Origin of the sequence: Dactylosporangium sucinum (assembly GCF_014647515.1) — a bacterium.
GTDB classification, from domain to species: domain Bacteria; phylum Actinomycetota; class Actinomycetes; order Mycobacteriales; family Micromonosporaceae; genus Dactylosporangium; species Dactylosporangium sucinum.
This window is the reverse complement of record NZ_BMPI01000002.1, coordinates 171,345-187,666: the sequence shown is the minus strand read 5'-3', so window position 1 is coordinate 187,666 and position 16,322 is coordinate 171,345. Positions and strand designations below refer to the sequence as shown.

7 protein-coding genes (1 of these 7 only partly in view) are annotated in these 16,322 nt (G+C 76.4%); all 7 read left to right on the top strand.

The annotated features are described in order from the left end of the window. Tightly spaced (each overlapping or abutting the next), the 7 genes in view from IEZ31_RS01935 to IEZ31_RS01905 form a layout consistent with a single transcriptional unit that may run on beyond the window. Positions 1-9,316: the 3' portion of a non-ribosomal peptide synthetase gene (locus IEZ31_RS01935; protein WP_190247929.1), read on the top strand. 2,234 nt of this gene lie to the left of the window's left edge; only the last 9,316 of its 11,550 coding nucleotides appear in the window; its start codon lies beyond the left edge, outside the window; it ends in the stop codon at positions 9,314-9,316. Continuing rightward, positions 9,313-10,983, top strand: coding sequence for an ABC transporter ATP-binding protein (locus IEZ31_RS01930; RefSeq protein WP_190247928.1), 1,671 nt, complete (start codon positions 9,313-9,315; stop codon positions 10,981-10,983). The genes IEZ31_RS01935 and IEZ31_RS01930 overlap by 4 nt, the downstream gene beginning before the upstream one ends. Then, entirely contained in the window at positions 10,976-12,667 is a 1,692-nt protein-coding gene (locus tag IEZ31_RS01925; RefSeq protein ID WP_190247927.1) for an ABC transporter ATP-binding protein, read from the top strand. The genes IEZ31_RS01930 and IEZ31_RS01925 overlap by 8 nt, the downstream gene beginning before the upstream one ends. Next, on the top strand, positions 12,658-13,464 hold the full coding sequence (locus tag IEZ31_RS01920; protein ID WP_190247926.1) for an alpha/beta fold hydrolase: 807 nt from the start codon (positions 12,658-12,660) through the stop codon (positions 13,462-13,464). The genes IEZ31_RS01925 and IEZ31_RS01920 overlap by 10 nt, the downstream gene beginning before the upstream one ends. Next, positions 13,461-14,264: a siderophore-interacting protein gene (locus IEZ31_RS01915; RefSeq protein ID WP_190247925.1), complete on the top strand. Its 804-nt coding sequence runs from the start codon at positions 13,461-13,463 to the stop codon at positions 14,262-14,264. Before IEZ31_RS01920 ends, IEZ31_RS01915 begins: the two co-directional genes overlap by 4 nt. Beyond that, positions 14,257-15,582, top strand: a complete 1,326-nt coding sequence (locus IEZ31_RS01910) for a cation:proton antiporter (protein ID WP_190247924.1) — start codon at positions 14,257-14,259, stop codon at positions 15,580-15,582. Before IEZ31_RS01915 ends, IEZ31_RS01910 begins: the two co-directional genes overlap by 8 nt. Beyond that, positions 15,579-16,310 (top strand): 2,3-dihydro-2,3-dihydroxybenzoate dehydrogenase, encoded by a 732-nt coding sequence (locus IEZ31_RS01905; RefSeq protein WP_190247923.1) that lies wholly within the window; start codon positions 15,579-15,581, stop codon positions 16,308-16,310. Before IEZ31_RS01910 ends, IEZ31_RS01905 begins: the two co-directional genes overlap by 4 nt. The last annotated feature ends 12 nt before the right edge of the window (positions 16,311-16,322 follow it).

The window sequence follows — 16,322 nt, the reverse complement described above, 5'->3', positions numbered from 1 at the left end:
GGCGTGGGTGGCTGACAGTGCGACGCCGTCGGTGGGTCATCCGATCGCGAACACCCGCGGCTATGTGTTGGACGGCTGGTTGCGGCCGGTGCTGCCGGGGGTTGCGGGGGAGTTGTATCTGTCCGGGGCGCAGTTGGGCCGGGGGTATCTCAACCAGGCGGGGTTCACCGCCACTCGGTTTGTTGCCGATCCGTTCCAGTCGGGGGAGCGGATGTATCGGACCGGGGACGTCGTGAGGGCCGGCGCTGACGGGTCGCTGGAGTTTGTCGGGCGGGCCGATGATCAGGTGAAGATTCGCGGGTTCCGGATCGAGCCCGGGGAGGTTGCCGCCGTCCTCGCCGAGCATCCGGCTGTGCGGCAGGCTGTCGTGGTTGCCGTTGACGGGCGGCTCGTCGCCTACGTCGTCGGGGACGTGCCCGACCTGTGCCGGTGGGCGGCCGACCGGCTGCCGGAGCACCTGGTGCCGGCCGCCGTCGTCCAGCTCGAACACCTGCCCGTCACCATCGCCGGGAAAGTCGACCGTAGGGCGTTGCCCGCCGCTGACTTCGGGGCCCTCGTCCGTGGCGACGCGCCCCGGACGGCCGCCGAAGAAGTCCTTGCCGGGCTGTTCGCCGAGGTGCTCGGGCTGCCCGCCGTCGGGGTCGAGGACAGCTTCTTCACGCTCGGCGGTGACAGCATCGTCAGCATCCAGCTCGTCGCCCGCGCCCGGGCCGCCGGGTTGCGGATCACGCCGCGGCAGGTGTTCGAGCTGCGTACCGTGGCCGCGCTCGCCGCCGTCGCCACACCCGCCGAGCCGCGTCGGACCGCCGGGAGCGGGGTCGGGGACCTGCCCGACACGCCGATGCTCGCGTGGCTGCGGGAGGTCGGGGCGTCCGGCCGGTACAGCCAGTCGATGGAGCTGCGGGCCCCCGACGGGCTCACGCTCGACCGGCTGCATGCCGTCGTCCAGGTGCTCCTCGACCGGCACGACCTGCTCCGGGCCACCCGGACCGCCACCGGGCTCAGCGTCGCACCGCCCGGGACGATCCACGCCGAACAGGTGGTCCGGTACGAGACCGGGGAACCGGAGCCCGAGCGCGGCGGCATGGTCAGGGTCGTGTGGAGCGGGGACCGCGTCCGCTGCACCATCCACCACAGCGTCGTCGACGGGGTCTCCTGGCGGATCCTCCTCGCCGATCTCGCCCAGGCCTGGAACGCCGTCGTCGACGGGCGCGCGCCGCAGTTGCCGGCCCCGGGCACCTCCTTCCGGGAGTGGGCCACCGGGCTCGTCGCGGCCGCGCAGGACGCCACGCAGCTGGAGTACTGGCTTGCCGTACTCGGTGACCAGCCTGAGCCGCCACTCGGGGACCGGTACGTCGACCCGGGCCGGGACACCGTCGCCAGCGCCCGCACGGTCACCGTCGAGGTCGACGAAGCGCGCGTCGCCGGGCTGGCCGAGGCGTTCCACGCCGGCCTCGCCGACGTGCTCCTCGCCGGGCTGGCGGTCGCCGTCACCCGGCGGACCGGCCGGGAGGAACTGCTGGTCGAGCTCGAAGGGCACGGCCGCGAGGAACACCTCGTGCCCGGCAGCGACCTCAGCCGGACCGTCGGCTGGTTCACCACCGAGTACCCGGTCCGCCTGAGCCCGGGAGACGACGCCGTCAAGCGGGTCAAGGAGCAGCTGCGCGCCGTGCCCGACAACGGCGCCCGCTACGGCCTGCTCCGCCGGATCAACCCGCGGACCAGGGCGGCGCTGGCCGACCGGGCCGAGCCGCAGATCCTGTTCAACTTCCTCGGTCGCGTGAGCGACGCGCCGGCAGCGGAAGGCGCCTGGACGCCCCGGGGCGGGCTCGGCGGCGACGCCGACCCCGCGATGCCCGTGACGAGGGCGCTGGAGATCAACGCCGAGATCGTCGACGGGCGGCTCACCATGGCGCTGACCTATCCCGACGGCGTCTTCACCGAGGAGGCCGTCGAAGGCCTCGCCGGCGACTGGCTGGCCGCGCTGGCCACACTGTCCACGATGGACGGTGGCGGCCGCACACCCAGCGACCTCACGCTGCCCGGCCTCACCCAGGACGAGGTCGACGCGCTGGAGCGCCGGCCCGGCGGGCTCGCCGACGTGTGGCCGCTCTCCCCGCTGCAACAAGGCCTGGCGTTCCTCGCGGCGGTGGCGCAGGACGTCGACCCGTACGTCGTGCGGCAGGACATCGACCTCGAAGGACCCCTCGACCCGGCCCGCCTGCGCGCCGCCGCCCAGGCCCTCCTCGACCGGCACGACACCCTCCGGGTCTCGTTCGTCCCCGGCCCCGACGGCGCCCTCCGCCAGGTCGTCGGCGAGCGGGTCGAGCTGCCCTGGAGCGAGGCGGACGACGACGGCCGCCCGTTCGACCTGGCCACGCCGCCGCTGCTGCGGATGAGCCTGCTGCGCACCGGCGACGACCGGCACCGGCTCGTCCTCACCAACCACCACGTGCTCCTCGACGGCTGGTCGACGCCGCTGGCCGTCCGCGAGCTGTTCGACCTCTACGCCGGCCGGGACCTCCCCGCGCCCCGCAACTACCGGGACTATCTGCGCTGGCTCGGCGCCACCGACGGTACCGCCGGGGAAAACGCCTGGCGGGCGGCCCTCTCCGGACTGGACCAGCCCACCCTGGTCGCCCCCGGCGCGGGCGCGGTCCTCGCCGAGCGGCCCGGCCAGCTGGAACGCGAGCTGCCGGTCGAGGTCACCGAGCGGCTCGTCGCGCTGGCCCGCGAGCGGCAGGTGACGCTGAACACGGTCGTCCAGGCGGTGTGGGGGGTACTGCTGGTGCAGCTCACCGGCCGCACCGACGTCGTCTTCGGCACGACCGTGTCCGGGCGCCCCGCCCAGGTGCCCGGGGTCGAGGACATGATCGGCTTCTTCATCAACACGCTCCCGGTCCGCGTGGCGCTCGACCCTGCCGAGCCGTGGACCGCGCTGCTCGACCGGATGCGCGACGACCAGGCCCGGCTCCTCGACCACCAGCACCTGCCGCTCACCGACGTGCAGCGGCTCGCGGGGCCGGGCATCGAAGGCGGCCTGTTCGACACGCTCACCATCTTCGAGAGCTACCCGCTCGACGCCGCCGGCCTCGACGCCGCGACCGGCGGGGGCGGCCTGCGAATGACCGGGGTGACCGGCGACGACGCACCGCACTACCCGCTCACCCTGGCCGTCGCGCCCGGCGAGCGGCTGCGCCTCGGCCTCGCCTACCGCACCGACGTCTTCGCGCGGCAGGCCGCCGAGGAGATCCTCGACCGGTACGGCGCGCTGCTCGCCGAGCTGGCCGCCGCCCCCGCGGCCCCGGTCGGGCGGGCGCTCCCGGCGCCGGCCGACCCGCCCCCGGCCGCGCGGCCGGTGCCCGACACCACGCTGCCGGCGCTGTTCGCCGCGCAGGCCGCCCGCACGCCCGGTGCGATCGCGCTCGTCTTCGAGGACGAGCAGCTCACCTACGCCGAGCTCGACGCGCGGGTCGACCGGCTCGCCGCCGGGCTGCGCGAGCGGGGTGCCGGGCCGGAGACCGTGGTCGCCGTCGCGCTGCCCCGCTCGGTCGACCTCGTCGTCGCCCTGCACGCCGTGCACCGCGCGGGCGCGGCCTACCTGCCGCTCGACCCTTCGCACCCGAAGGACCGCAACGACCACCTGCTCGCCGACTCCGGCGCGACGATCGTCGTCACGCCGGACGACGTGCACGAGGAGGCCGCCGGGCCGGCGCCGCGACCGCACCTGCCGGGCGACGCCGCCGCGTACGTCATCTACACCTCCGGGTCCACCGGCCGGCCGAAGGGCGCGACCGTCACGCACCGGGCCATCGTCAACCGGCTGCTGTGGATGCAGCAGGAGTACCGCCTGGCGCCGGGCGAGCGGGTGCTGCAGAAGACGCCGGCCGGCTTCGACGTGTCGGTCTGGGAGTTCTTCTGGCCGCTGCTCGTGGGGGCGACCCTGGTGGTCGCGCGACCGGACGGGCACCGCGACCCCGCGTACCTCGCCGGGCTGATCCGCCGCGAGCGGGTCACCACCGTCCACTTCGTCCCGTCGATGCTGCGCGCGTTCCTCAGCGACGCGGACGCCCGGGACCTGCCGCTCACCCGGGTCATCTGCAGCGGCGAGGCCCTGCCGGCCGACCTGGCCCGCCGCTTCGGCGCCGTGCTGCCGGGCGTCGAGCTGCACAACCTCTACGGCCCGACCGAGGCCGCCGTCGACGTCACCCACCACGCCGTCGACACCGCCGCCGGCGCTGCGACCGTCCCCATCGGACGGCCGGTCTGGAACACCCGGCTCCACGTGCTCGACCCGTGGCTGCGACCGGTCCCGCCCGGCGTCACCGGCGAGCTGTACCTCGGCGGCGTCCAGCTCGCCCGCGGGTACCTGCGCCGGCCCGGCCTCACCGCCCAGCGGTTCGTCGCCGACCCGTTCGGCGGCCCCGGCGACCGCCTGTACCGCACCGGGGACCTCGCGCGGGTGGTGGACGGCGTGCTGCAGTACCACGGGCGCACCGACGACCAGGTGAAGATCCGCGGCCTGCGGGTCGAGCCCGGCGAGATCGAGGCGGCCCTCACCGCCCTGCCCGGGGTCACCGCCGCCGCGGTCGTGGCGCGCACCGACGGCCCCGCCGTCCGGCTCGTCGCGTACCTCGTCGGCGGACCCGGGGACCCCGGCGCCGAGCTGGCCCGCACGCTGCCCGAGCACCTCGTGCCGGCCGCGTTCGTGCGGCTCGCCGAGCTGCCGATCGGCCCGAACGGCAAGCTCGACCGGCGCCGGCTGCCCGCGCCCGACTTCGCCGGGAAGGCCGGGGACGACGCTCCCCGTACCGAGGCCGAAACCGTGCTCGCGGGACTCGTCGCCGACGTCCTCGGCCTGCCGCGGGCCGGCGTGCGGGACAGCTTCTTCGCCCTCGGCGGCGACAGCATCCTCGCGCTGCAGCTCACCGCCCGCGCCCGGGCCGCGGGCTGGCGGATCACCGCGCGGGACGTCTTCGCCCGGCCCACGGTCGAGGGCCTCGCCGCGGTGGCGACCCCCGTGGTGTCCGAGTCCTCCCCGGTCGAGGAGGGCTGGGGTTTCGTACCGGCGACGCCCGTCATGCTGGCGCTGGACGCGGCCGACCCGCGCCTGACCCAGTCGCTGCTCGTCCGGGTGCCGGCCGGGCTGACCGAGGCCGGCCTGACCGGCCGCCTGCAGGCCCTGCTCGACCGGCACGACCTGCTGCGGGCCCGCTGGACGGGCGCGGGCCTGGACGTGCCCCCGCCCGGCGCGGTCGACGCGGCCGGCCTGCTCGGCGCGCCGCTCGACCCGGCGGAAGGCCGGATGCTGAGCGCGTCGCTGTCCGGCGACCAGGTGCGGCTGACCGTGCACCACCTCGCCGTCGACGCCGTCTCCTGGCCGATCCTGCTGGCCGACCTGGCGGGCTCGGCAACGGCTCCCGGCACGCCGTTCCGTGCCTGGGCCCGCGCCCTCGCCGAAGCGGCCGGGCAACGAGCGGGCGAGCTGCCGTACTGGCGGTCCCAGTTCGACGGCCCGGACGCACTGTTCGCCGACCTCGAACTCGGGCCCGACGACACGCTCGGCACGCTCGACCAGGTCACCGTGCGGATCCCCGCCGACGTCACGGCCGTCGCCGCGGCGTACCGGGCCACCGTCCAGGACGTGCTCCTCGCCGGGCTGGCCGCCGCCGTGCCCGGCCGGGACCTGCTCGTCGAGCTGGAGGGCCACGGCCGGGAGGAGGCGCTGCTGCCCGGTGCCGACCTGTCCCGGACCGTCGGCTGGTTCACCACGATCCGGCCGCTGCGGGTGCCCGCCGGGGCCGGGCTCAAGCAGGTCAAGGAGCTGGTCCGGGCCGCGCCCGACGGCGGCATCGGCTACGGCCTGCTCCGCCACCTCGACCCCGCCACCGCGCCTTCGCTGGCCGGACTGGCGACCCCGCCGATCCAGCTGAACTACCTTGGCCGCGCCCAGAGCGAAACTGACGACACCGCGTGGACGCCGGTCGAAGCGCCCCGCGGCGACGCGAGCGACGACCTGCCCGCCCGCCACGTGCTCGCCGTCGAGGCGTCCATCGTGGACGGCCGGCTGGAGATCTCCGCCGCCTACCCGCGCCGGGTCCTCACCGAGCCGGCCGTGCGGGGGCTGCTCGACGCGTGGGCGGCCGCGCTGGACGGCCTCACCGCGACCCGGGGCGGCCTCACGCCGTCGGACGTGCTCGCCGCCGTCGACCAGGACGGGCTCGACGAGCTGTCGGCCCGGTACCCGGGACTCACCGACGTGCTGCCCCTCACCCCGCTGCAGGAGGGCCTGTACTACCTGCACTCCCTCGACGCCGCCGGCGACGTCTACACCGTCCAGCAGCAGCTCGACCTCGACGGCACCGTCGACGAGCCGCGGCTCGCCGACGCCGCCCGCACCCTGCTCGACCGGCACCCCAACCTGCGCGCCGCGTTCACCACGACGGCCACCGGGACGCCGGTGCAGGCGATCCCGGGGCCGATTCCGCCACCGTGGCGGGCCGAGGACCTCACCGGCCTGCCCGAGGCCGAGCGCCGCGCCGCCGCCGACCGGCTCGCCGACGCCGAGCGGGCCGCGCCGTTCGACCCGGCGGACCCGCCGCTGCTGCGGTTCCTGCTGCTGCGGCTCGGCGCCGACCGGCACCGGCTCGTCCTCACCCAGCACCACCTGCTGGTCGACGGCTGGTCCGGCCCGCTCGTCGCCCGCGAGCTGTTCGCCGCCTACGCCGGGACGCTGCCCGCGCCGGCCCGCCCGTACCGCGACTTCCTCGCCGGCCTGGCCGCCGCCGACACGGCCGCGGCGGTCGCCGCCTGGCGCGACGCGCTCGCCGGGCTGACCGGGCCGACGCTCGTCGCGCCCGGCGCCACCGGCACCGGCGGGCCGCCCGGCTCGTTGCCCGGCTCGTTGCCTGGCTCGCTGTCCGGCTCGTTGCCTGGCTCGCTGCCCGGCGAGGTCACCGCCGAGCTGCCGGCCGCGACCGCCGCCCTCGCCCGGGCGCACGGCCTGACCCCGAACACGCTCGTCCAGGGCCTCTGGGCGGTGCTGCTCGGCCGGCTCACCGGCCGCGACGACGTCGTCTTCGGCGCCACCGTCGCCGGCCGCCCGCCGGAGATGGGCGACACGATCGGCCTGTTCATCAACACCGTCCCGGTCCGCGTGCGGCTGGCCCCGGGCGAGACGTGGGCCGGTTTCCTGGGCCGGCTGCAGGCCGAGCAGTCCGCGCTGCTCGACCACCAGCACCTCGGGCTGGCCCGCATCCAGCAGCTCACCGATGCCGGCGCGCTGTTCGACACCCTCGTGGTGTTCGAGAGCTACCCGGTCGACCAGGAGCGGCTCGACGAGAGCCAGCGGGCCGCCGGGCTCAAGCTCGCCGGGGTCACCGGCCGCGACGCCACCCACTACCCGCTCACCCTGGTCGCCGCGGACGACGACGGGCTGCACCTCGCCCTGGAGTACCGCCCGGACGTCTTCGACGCGGCGACGGCGCGCCTGCTGCTCGACCGCCTCGTCGCGCTGGCGGCGGAGGTCACCGCCGATTTCGGTCGGTCGACCGACCGAACGGACGCCCTCACCGCGGCGGAGCGCCACCGCATCCTCGCCGAGTGGAACGCCGGGGAACTGCCGGTCCCGCAGGCGACCCTGCCGGGCCTGGTGCGGGGGTGGGCGGACCGGACGCCCGACGCGACGGCACTGGTGGCCGGCGGCCGACGGTGGTCGTACCGGCAGCTGGTCGCCGACGCCGACCGCGTCGCCGCGGCCCTGGCCGCCGGCAACGCCGGACCCGGCGCGATCGTCGCCCTGCTGCTGCCCCGCGGTGAGCACATCGTGCCGGCCATCCTCGGCGCGATGGCGTCCGGCGCCGCGTACCTGCCGATCGACCCCGAGTATCCGCCCGCCCGCATCGCCGCCATGCTCGACGACGCCCGGCCGGTGGTGACGCTCGCCGACCGGTCCACGGCCGGCCTGCTGCCGCCCGGCACAGCCGTGCTCGACCTCGACGGCCCCCTGCCGGAGGGGCCGGTGCCGGCCGGGCCCGGCCCCGACCACCCGGCGTACGTCATCTACACCTCCGGCTCCACCGGCCGGCCCAAGGGCGTGCTCGTGCCGCACCGGACCGTGGTCAACCTGTTCCACAGCCACCGGCACCGCATCCTCGGCCCGGCGGCCCAGCGGCTCGGCCGGCCGCTGCGGGTCGCGCACAACTGGTCGTTCGCGTTCGACGCGTCGTGGCAGCCGCTGCTCGCCCTGCTCGGCGGCGACGAGCTGCACCTGGTCACCGACGAGCCGCGGCGCGACCCGCGGCTGCTCGCGGCGCTGCTGCGCGACCGCGGCATCGACGTCGTCGAGCTGGCGCCGTCGCACCTGGAGCAGGTGCTGGCGGCCGGCTTCGACGCCGCCGGGCTGGCCGTGCTCGGCGTGGGCGGCGAGGCGGTACCGGATCCACTGTGGACGGCCCTGGCCGCCCTGCCGGACACCGAGTCCTACAACTTCTACGGCCCCACCGAGTGCACCGTCGACGCCGTCGTCCAGCGGGTCAGGGAGGTGCCGCGGGCCATCATCGGCCGCACGGTCGCCAACACCACCGCCTACGTCCTCGACGCCCGGCTGCGGCCCGTCCCGCCCGGCGTGGCGGGGGAGCTGTACCTCGGCGGCGCCCAGCTCGCGCTCGGCTACCTCCGCCGGCCCGGCCTGACCGCCGGCCGGTTCGTCGCGGACCCGTTCGGCAACGAACCGGGCGCCCGCCTGTACCGCACCGGCGACGTCGTCCGGTGGACGCCCGACGGCCGGCTGGACTACCTGGGCCGCGCCGACGACCAGGTAAAGATCCGCGGGCACCGGGTCGAGCCGGGCGAGGTCGCCGCCGCCCTCGCCGGTCACCCGGACGTGCGCCAGGCGGTGGTCGTCGCCGACGGCGGCCGGCTGGTCGCCTACACCGTCGGCCCCGCCGACCCGGTGGGGCTGCGCGCCTGGGCCGGGCAGCGGCTGCCCGCGCACCTCGTCCCGGCCGCGGTCGTGCCGATCCCGGCGGTACCGCTCACCGTCAACGGCAAGCTGGACCGGGCCGCGCTGCCCCGCCCGTCGTACGCCGCCGGCCGCCCGCCGTCCGGTCCCCGCGAGGAGCGGCTCGCGGCGCTGTTCGCCGAGGCGCTCGGCCTCGACCGGGTCGGCGCCGACGACAGCTTCTACGACCTCGGCGGCGACAGCATCGCGGCGATGCGCCTCACCAGCCGGGCCCGCGCCGCCGGGATCGAGCTGCGGCTGCGCGACCTCGTGGAGCTGCAGACCGTCGAGCAGCTGGCGGAGGTGCTCGCATGACCGCCGCCGACGTGCTGCGCTGGGCGCTGCGGCGCTCCGCCCGCGGGGTGACCGCGTCGTGGGTCGGCGGCCTGGGGTACCAGGCCGGGCTGATCCTGCTGCCGTGGTGCCTCGGCCGGGCGCTCGACGCCGGTATCACCACCGGCGACCGGCGGGCGCTGCTGCTGTGGGCCGGCGCCGCCCTCGCCGTGTCCGCCGGGCTGGCCGCCGCCGAGTTCGCGATGCGCTGGTGGTCGACGCTCGCCGGCGTCCGCACCGGCAACGCGCTGCTGCTGCGGCTGGCCGGGCGGGTGCTCGGCTGGGACGCGGCGACCGCGCACCGCTTCTCGGCCGGCGATCTCGTCGTGCGGGCCACCCGCGACGTCGAGACGGTCGTCGTGTGGTTGTCGACGGTGCCGTCGCTGGCCAGCGGCGTGCTCGGGTTCGTGGCGGTCGTCGCGGTCGTCGCCACCCTCGACCCGCTGCTCGCGGTGGTCGGGCTGGCGACGGTGCCGCTGCTCGTGCTGGTCAACCTGTGGTACCCCCGCCGCTATGAACGGGCGAACGCGGCCCTCTCCGCCGCGCACGGCGCCCGCGCGGACGCCGTCGAGGATCTCCTCTCCGCCAGTACCGCGGTGCGCGGCCTCGGCGGCGAGACCGTCCTCGTCGAGCGGCACCACGCGGCCAGCGCCACCGTCCGCGACCGCACCCTGGCGCTGGCCCGCGTCGCCGCCGCCTGGTCGGCGCACGCGCCGTTCGTGCCGTGGCTCGCCACCGCGATCGGCGTCGCGGCCGGCGGCCTGGCGGTGCTCGACGGCCGGTTCTCGGTCGGCGGGCTGGTCGCCTTCGCCAGCTGGATGATGCTGCTGGGCCGCCAGGTCATGATGCTGACGTTCCGCTTCAACCAGCTCGGCGACGCGTGGACCGCCGCCGGCCGCATCGGCGCCGTGCTCGGCGCCGCGCCCGCCCTGACCGACCCGGCGATCCCGGTGGGGCTGCCCGCGGCGGGCGCGCTGCGGGCCGAGGACCTCACGGTCGAGACCGAGGGGCGCACGCTGCGGCTGCCGGACCTGACCGTCGAGCCCGGCGAGTTCGTCGCCGTCACCGGCGCGGTCGGGACCGGGAAGTCGACGCTGCTGCGCCTGCTGGCCCGGCTGGCCGACCCGGCGAGCGGCCGGGTCTCGTACGGCGGCACCGACCTGCGCGTCGCCGCCCTCGACGACGTCCGGTCGGCGGTGACGCTGGTGCCGCAGCGGCCGCTGCTGCTGTCCGGCACCATCGAGGACAACCTGCGCCTCGGCCGGTCCCGGATCACCGACGCCGACCTGCGCGGGGCGTGCCGGGTCGCGGCGATCCTCGACTTCGTCGAGGCGCTGCCCGGCGGCCTCGGCACCGAGGTGGGGGAGCGGGGCAGCGCCGTCTCGGGCGGCCAGTTGCAGCGCCTCGCCCTCGCCCGCGGCCTGCTGCGCGGGGCCAGGGTCCTGCTGCTCGACGACGTGACCTCGGCCGTCGACGGGGATACCGAGCGGCGCATCCTCGACGGCCTGCGCGGCCGTGCCGGAACTGGCGTCACGATCGTGTTCGCCACCTCCCGCCCGGCCGTCGTCGCCGCCGCCGACCGCGTCCTCGACCTCGGCGGCGCCGACGCCGCCGCGGAGACCGCAGGGGAGCTGGTGGGTCGTGGCTGACGTGCGCATGCTCAGCGAGGAGCCGGACCAGCGGCGCGTGCTGCGCCGGGCCTGGCCGCACCTGCGCCCGCACCGCGGCCCGATCGCCGCCGCCGTCGCGGTCAACCTCCTGTCGACGCTCGCGCTGACGCTCGTGCCGGTGCTCATCGGCCGGGCCGTCGACCGCCTCCTCGACCACGACCGCGACGGCCTGCTCGGCGCCGCCGGCGCCGTCCTCGCCCTGGTAGTCGCCCGGATGCTGCTGCTGCGGGCGTCCGAGGTCCTGCTGACCAGGGCCGGCGAGCGGGTCGTCCACGACCTGCGCGACCTCGTCGTGCAGCGCCTCGGCAGCACCCCGCTGCGGTTCCTGGAGGCCCACCGGGGCGGCGACCTGCTGCAGCGCTCCACCGTCGAGGTCGCCGAGCTGGCCACGTTCGTGCGCAGCCAGCTGCCCGACCTCATCTCCCTCGGCGGCTACCTGGTCTTCACCACGATCGTCCTCGTCAGCTCGTCGTGGCAGCTGTCCGCCCTGCTCTTCGTCGTGTTTGCGCCGCCGATGTGGCTGCTCGCCCGGGTCTTCCGGCGGGCCGCCGGGCGGGCGTACCCGGCCGAGGCCGCCGCCCAGGCGACCGTCGCGGCCACGTTCGCGGAGAGCCTGCAGGCGCGCGAGCAGCTGCAGCTCGACGGCGCGACCGGCAGGTGGCTCGACCGGCTGCGGGCCGACGCCGACGGGTACCACGCGGCGGCCCGCACCGCCCAGCGCGCCGCGACCTGGATCGACGGCACCTGGATCGTGCAGGGCCTGACCACCGCCGCGCTGCTCGTCGGCGGCGGCCTGCTGGCCGGGGCCGACGTGGTCACGGTCGGCGTCGTGGTCACGTTCGTGCTCGCCAGCCGCGACCTGTTCAGCTCGGTGGACGACTTCACCCTCGTCGCCGGCGAGCTGCTGGAGTCGCGCACCGGCCTGGCCCGCCTGCTCGACCTGCTCGACGCCACCGCACCCGGGCGGCCGGCCGCGGAACCGCCGGCGCCCGGCAGCGGCCTCACCGCCGAGGGGGTCGGCTACGCGTACCGCTCCGGCCGCCCGGTCCTGCACGACGTGACCGTCCACTTCGGACCGGGCGAGCACGCCGGCATCGCCGGCGAGACCGGATCCGGCAAGACCACCCTGGCCAAGCTGCTGTGCGGCCTGTACTCGCCGGACACCGGCACCGTCCGCCTCGGCGGCGCCGACCTGGCCGCGCTCGACCCGGGCGAGCTGCGCCGGCGGCTCGTCCTCATCCCGCAGCAGGTGCACCTCGTCGGCGGCACGCTCGCCGACAACCTGGCCCTCACGCCCGGCCGGCCGGGGCGGGACGACTTCGCCCGGGCCGCCGACCGGCTCGGGCTGACCGGCTGGGTCGCCGGGCTGCCCGGCGGGTTCGACGCCGACCTCGGCCGGCGCGGCGAGCGGCTGTCGGCCGGCGAACGCCAGCTGGTCGGGCTGCTGCGCGCCGCGATGATCGACCCGGAGGTACTGCTCCTGGACGAGGCCACGGCCGACCTCGACCCGGCGACGGCGCACCGCATCGAGGCCGCCCTGGCCCGGCTGCGCGCGGACCGCACGGTGCTCGTCATCGCCCACCGCCAGACCACCATCGACCGCCTGCCCCGCGTCGTGCGCCTGCGCGCGGGCCGGATCGCCCAGGAGGAGCCGTGCCGCTGATCGACGGCCTGCACTACGAGGAGCGCGGCAGCGGCCCGGCGGTGCTGCTCATCGCCGGCACCGGCGCCCGTGGCCGGACCTGGCACCTGCACCAGGTGCCGGCGCTCGTGGCCGCCGGCTACCGGGTGGTCACCTTCGACACCCGCGGCATCCCGCCGAGCGACACCCCGGCCGTGGTCACCGCGGCCGGCCAGGTCGCCGACGCGGCCATGCTCGTCGAGCGCCTCGGCCTGGCCCCGTGCCGGGTCGCCGGCTCGTCGATGGGCGCGCGGGTCGCCGCCGAACTCTGCGTGCAGCGGCCCGACCTGGTCGACCGGGCGGTGCTCATGGCGGTCTTCGGCGGCCGGAACGTCTTCCGGCAGGCCATGGAGGACGCCGAGCGGGCACTCGAAGGGACGTCGCTGCCCCCGGAGTACGGCGCGATGGTCCGCGCCGCCCTGAACCTCTCGCCCCGCACGATCGCCGACGACCGCCAGGCCCGGGACTGGCTCGACGTGTTCCAGCTGCCGGCGCCCGGCGCGGGCGGCACCACCCGGCTGGAGCTCGGCACCCACGTCGACCGCCTCGACGCGTACGCCGGGATCACCGTGCCCTGCCTCGTGGTCGGCTTCGCGGACGACCTCATCGCGCCGGCCGTGGGCTGCCAGGAGGTCGCCAAGGCGATCCCGGGCGCCCGGTACGCCGAGATCCCCGACGCCGGCCACTACGGCTACCTCGAACAGCCCGCGCGGCTCAACGCCGAGCTGCTCGCCTTCCTGCGTCCCGAAGCCTTCCCGGATCCCAAGGAGACCGCATGACCACCGCCCGCGAGGTCGAACTCGTCTGGCACGACCTCACCCCACGCCTGCTGGAGGTCCGCCGGGTGCACCGGCTCAGCCCGCGCATGGTCCGCGTGACGCTGGGCGGCGAGCAGCTCGACGGCTTCTGCTACGCGGCCCCCGACGACCACGTGAAGGTCTTCTTCCCCGAGCCGGGTGCCGAGCTGCCGGTCATGCCGACGCTCGGCGAGGACGGCCTGGAGCCTCCGCCACCCGGCGCGCCGCTGCCGATCTACCGCGACTACACCGTGCGGCACCTGCGGCCCGAGCAGCGCGAGCTCGACATCGACTTCGCCCTGCACGGCCACGGCCCGGGCGCGTCGTGGGCGGCCCGGGCAACCCCCGGCCAGCGCATCGGCGTCCTCGGCCCGCGCGGGTCGAACCTGGTGCCGTTCAGCTTCGACTGGTACCTCCTCGGCGCCGACGAGACCGCCCTGCCCGCCCTCGCCGCTTGGCTGGAGCAGCTCCCCGACGGCGCGACGGTGCTCGCGTTCGTCGAGGTCGCCGACGCGGGCGAGGAGCAGGAGCTCACCACGAAGACCGCCGCCACCGTCCGCTGGCTGCACCGCGACCGCGGCGAGTCGCTCGAGACCGCGGTCCCGGCGGCCGCGCTGCCCCCGGGCGACGGCTACGTCTGGATCGCCGGCGAGGCGAGCGGCCTCAAGCCCATCCGCCGCCACCTGCGCGGCCTCGGCCTCAACCGGGACTGGCTGGAGGTCGACGGCTACTGGAAGCGCGGCACCGTCAACCTGGACCACCACGAGGACGACGATGAGTAGCCCGGTGCCCAGCCTCGACCCGCACGCCCTGCTCGTCTTCCTGCTCCAGGCGGCGCTGCTGCTGCTCGTGGCGCTCGCGCTGGGCCGCCTGGCCACCCGGTTCGGCCTGCCGGCCCTCGTCGGCGAGCTGCTCACCGGCGTCATCCTCGGCCCGTCGCTGCTCGGGGCGCTCGCCCCGGGCGCCCTGTCGTTCGTGCTGCCGGCCGACGCCGACCAGCTGCACCTGCTCGACGCGGTCGGCCAGCTCGGCGTGCTGCTGCTCGTCGGCGTCACCGGCGCGCAGCTCGACCTCGCGATGCTGCGCCGCCGCGGCGCCACCGGCGTGCGGGTCAGCCTGGCCGGGCTGATCGTCCCGCTCGCCCTCGGCGTCGGCGCGGGGTTCCTCGTCCCGGCCGCACTGCTCACCGACACCTCCGAGCGCGCGGTCTTCGCCCTGTTCCTCGGGGTCGCCATGTGCGTCACCGCGATCCCGGTGATCGCCAAGACGCTCGCCGACATGGGCCTGTTGCACCGCGACATCGGCCAGCTGACGCTCGGCGCCGGCATGGTCGACGACGCCGTCGGCTGGTTCCTGCTGTCGATCGTCTCGGCGGCGGCGACCACCGGCGTGCACGGCGGCACGGTCAGCCTCTCGGTCGTGTACCTCCTCGGCCTCGTCGCCGCCGCGATCCTCGTCGGCCGCCCGGTCGTCCGGTGGGCGCTGCGGCTGGCCGGCCGGGCCAAGGACGGCGGCCCCCGGGTCACCGTCGCGGTCATCGTCGTGCTGCTCGGCGCGGCCGCCACCCATGCGATGGGGATGGAGGCGCTGTTCGGCGCGTTCGTCGCCGGCATCCTCATCGGGCAGGCCCGGGCCGACGACGAGGGCGCCCCGCGGAGGCTCTGGCAGGATCTCGCGCCGCTGCGGACCGTCGTGCTGTCGGTCCTCGCGCCGCTGTTCCTGGCCACCGCCGGCCTGCGGATGGACCTCACCGCCCTGGCCGACCCGAAGGTGCTCGTCGCGGCGGTCGCGCTGCTCGCCATCGCGATCGTCGGCAAGTTCACCGGCGCCTACCTCGGTGCCCGGGCCAGCCGCCTGTCGCACTGGGAGGGCATCGCGCTCGGCGCCGGGATGAACGCCCGCGGGATCGTCGAGGTCGTGGTCGCCACGGCCGGGCTGCGGCTCGGGGTGCTCTCGATCGCGACGTACACCGTCGTCGTCCTCATCGCCGTGGTCACCTCGGTGATGGGACCGCCGATCCTGCGCCGCGCCATGGCCCGCGTCGAGCTGACCGAGGCCGAGGCCGAGCGCGAGCTGGCGCTGGCGGGGAGGCCGGCATGATCGCCTTGGTGACCGGGGCGGGGCAGGGCATCGGGCGGGCGGTCGCGCTCGCGTTCGCCGCCCAGGGCGTCCCGGTGGCGGCCGCCGACCGTGATCCCAAGGGCGTCGAGCACCACCCCGGGATCACCGCCCACGTGGTCGACGTTGCCGACGCCCGGCAGGTCGACGCGCTCGTCGACGAGGTCGAGCGCACCGGCCCGATCGGGGTGCTCGTCAACGTCGCCGGGGTGCTGCGCACCGGGGCCGTGGTCGACTACGCCGACGACGACTGGGCGGCCACGTTCGCGGTCAACGCGACCGGGGTCTTCCACGCCAGCCGCGCGGTGGCCCGGCGGATGGTCCCGCGGCGCTCCGGCGTCATCGTGACGGTCTCGTCGAACGCGGCCGGCGTCCCGCGCGCCGGCATGGCCGCGTACGCCGCCTCCAAGGCGGCCGCCACCCACTTCACCAAGAGCCTGGGGCTGGAGCTGGCGCGGTACAACATCCGCTGCAACGTCGTCGCGCCCGGCTCGACCGACACGCCCATGCAGCGCGCGCTCTGGACCGACGCCGGGCCGGCCGCCGTGATCGCGGGCGACCCCGCCGCGTTCCGGGCCGGGATCCCGCTCGGCCGGATCGCCGAGCCGGAGGACATCGCCGACGCCGTGCTCTTCCTCGCCTCGGACCGGGCGCGGCACATCACCATGCACGACCTGTACGTCGACGGCGGCGCCACGCTGCGCGCCTGAGCGCCGCCGCCC

What these genes read in the sequence shown, in the direction of transcription:
- IEZ31_RS01915 (WP_190247925.1), top strand. Translation starts at nt 13,461, where the DNA reads ATGACCACCGCCCGCGAGGTCGAACTCGTCTGGCACGACCTCACCCCA.
- IEZ31_RS01905 (WP_190247923.1), top strand. Translation starts at nt 15,579, where the DNA reads ATGATCGCCTTGGTGACCGGGGCGGGGCAGGGCATCGGGCGGGCGGTC.
- IEZ31_RS01910 (WP_190247924.1), top strand. Translation starts at nt 14,257, where the DNA reads ATGAGTAGCCCGGTGCCCAGCCTCGACCCGCACGCCCTGCTCGTCTTC.
- IEZ31_RS01930 (WP_190247928.1), top strand. Translation starts at nt 9,313, where the DNA reads ATGACCGCCGCCGACGTGCTGCGCTGGGCGCTGCGGCGCTCCGCCCGC.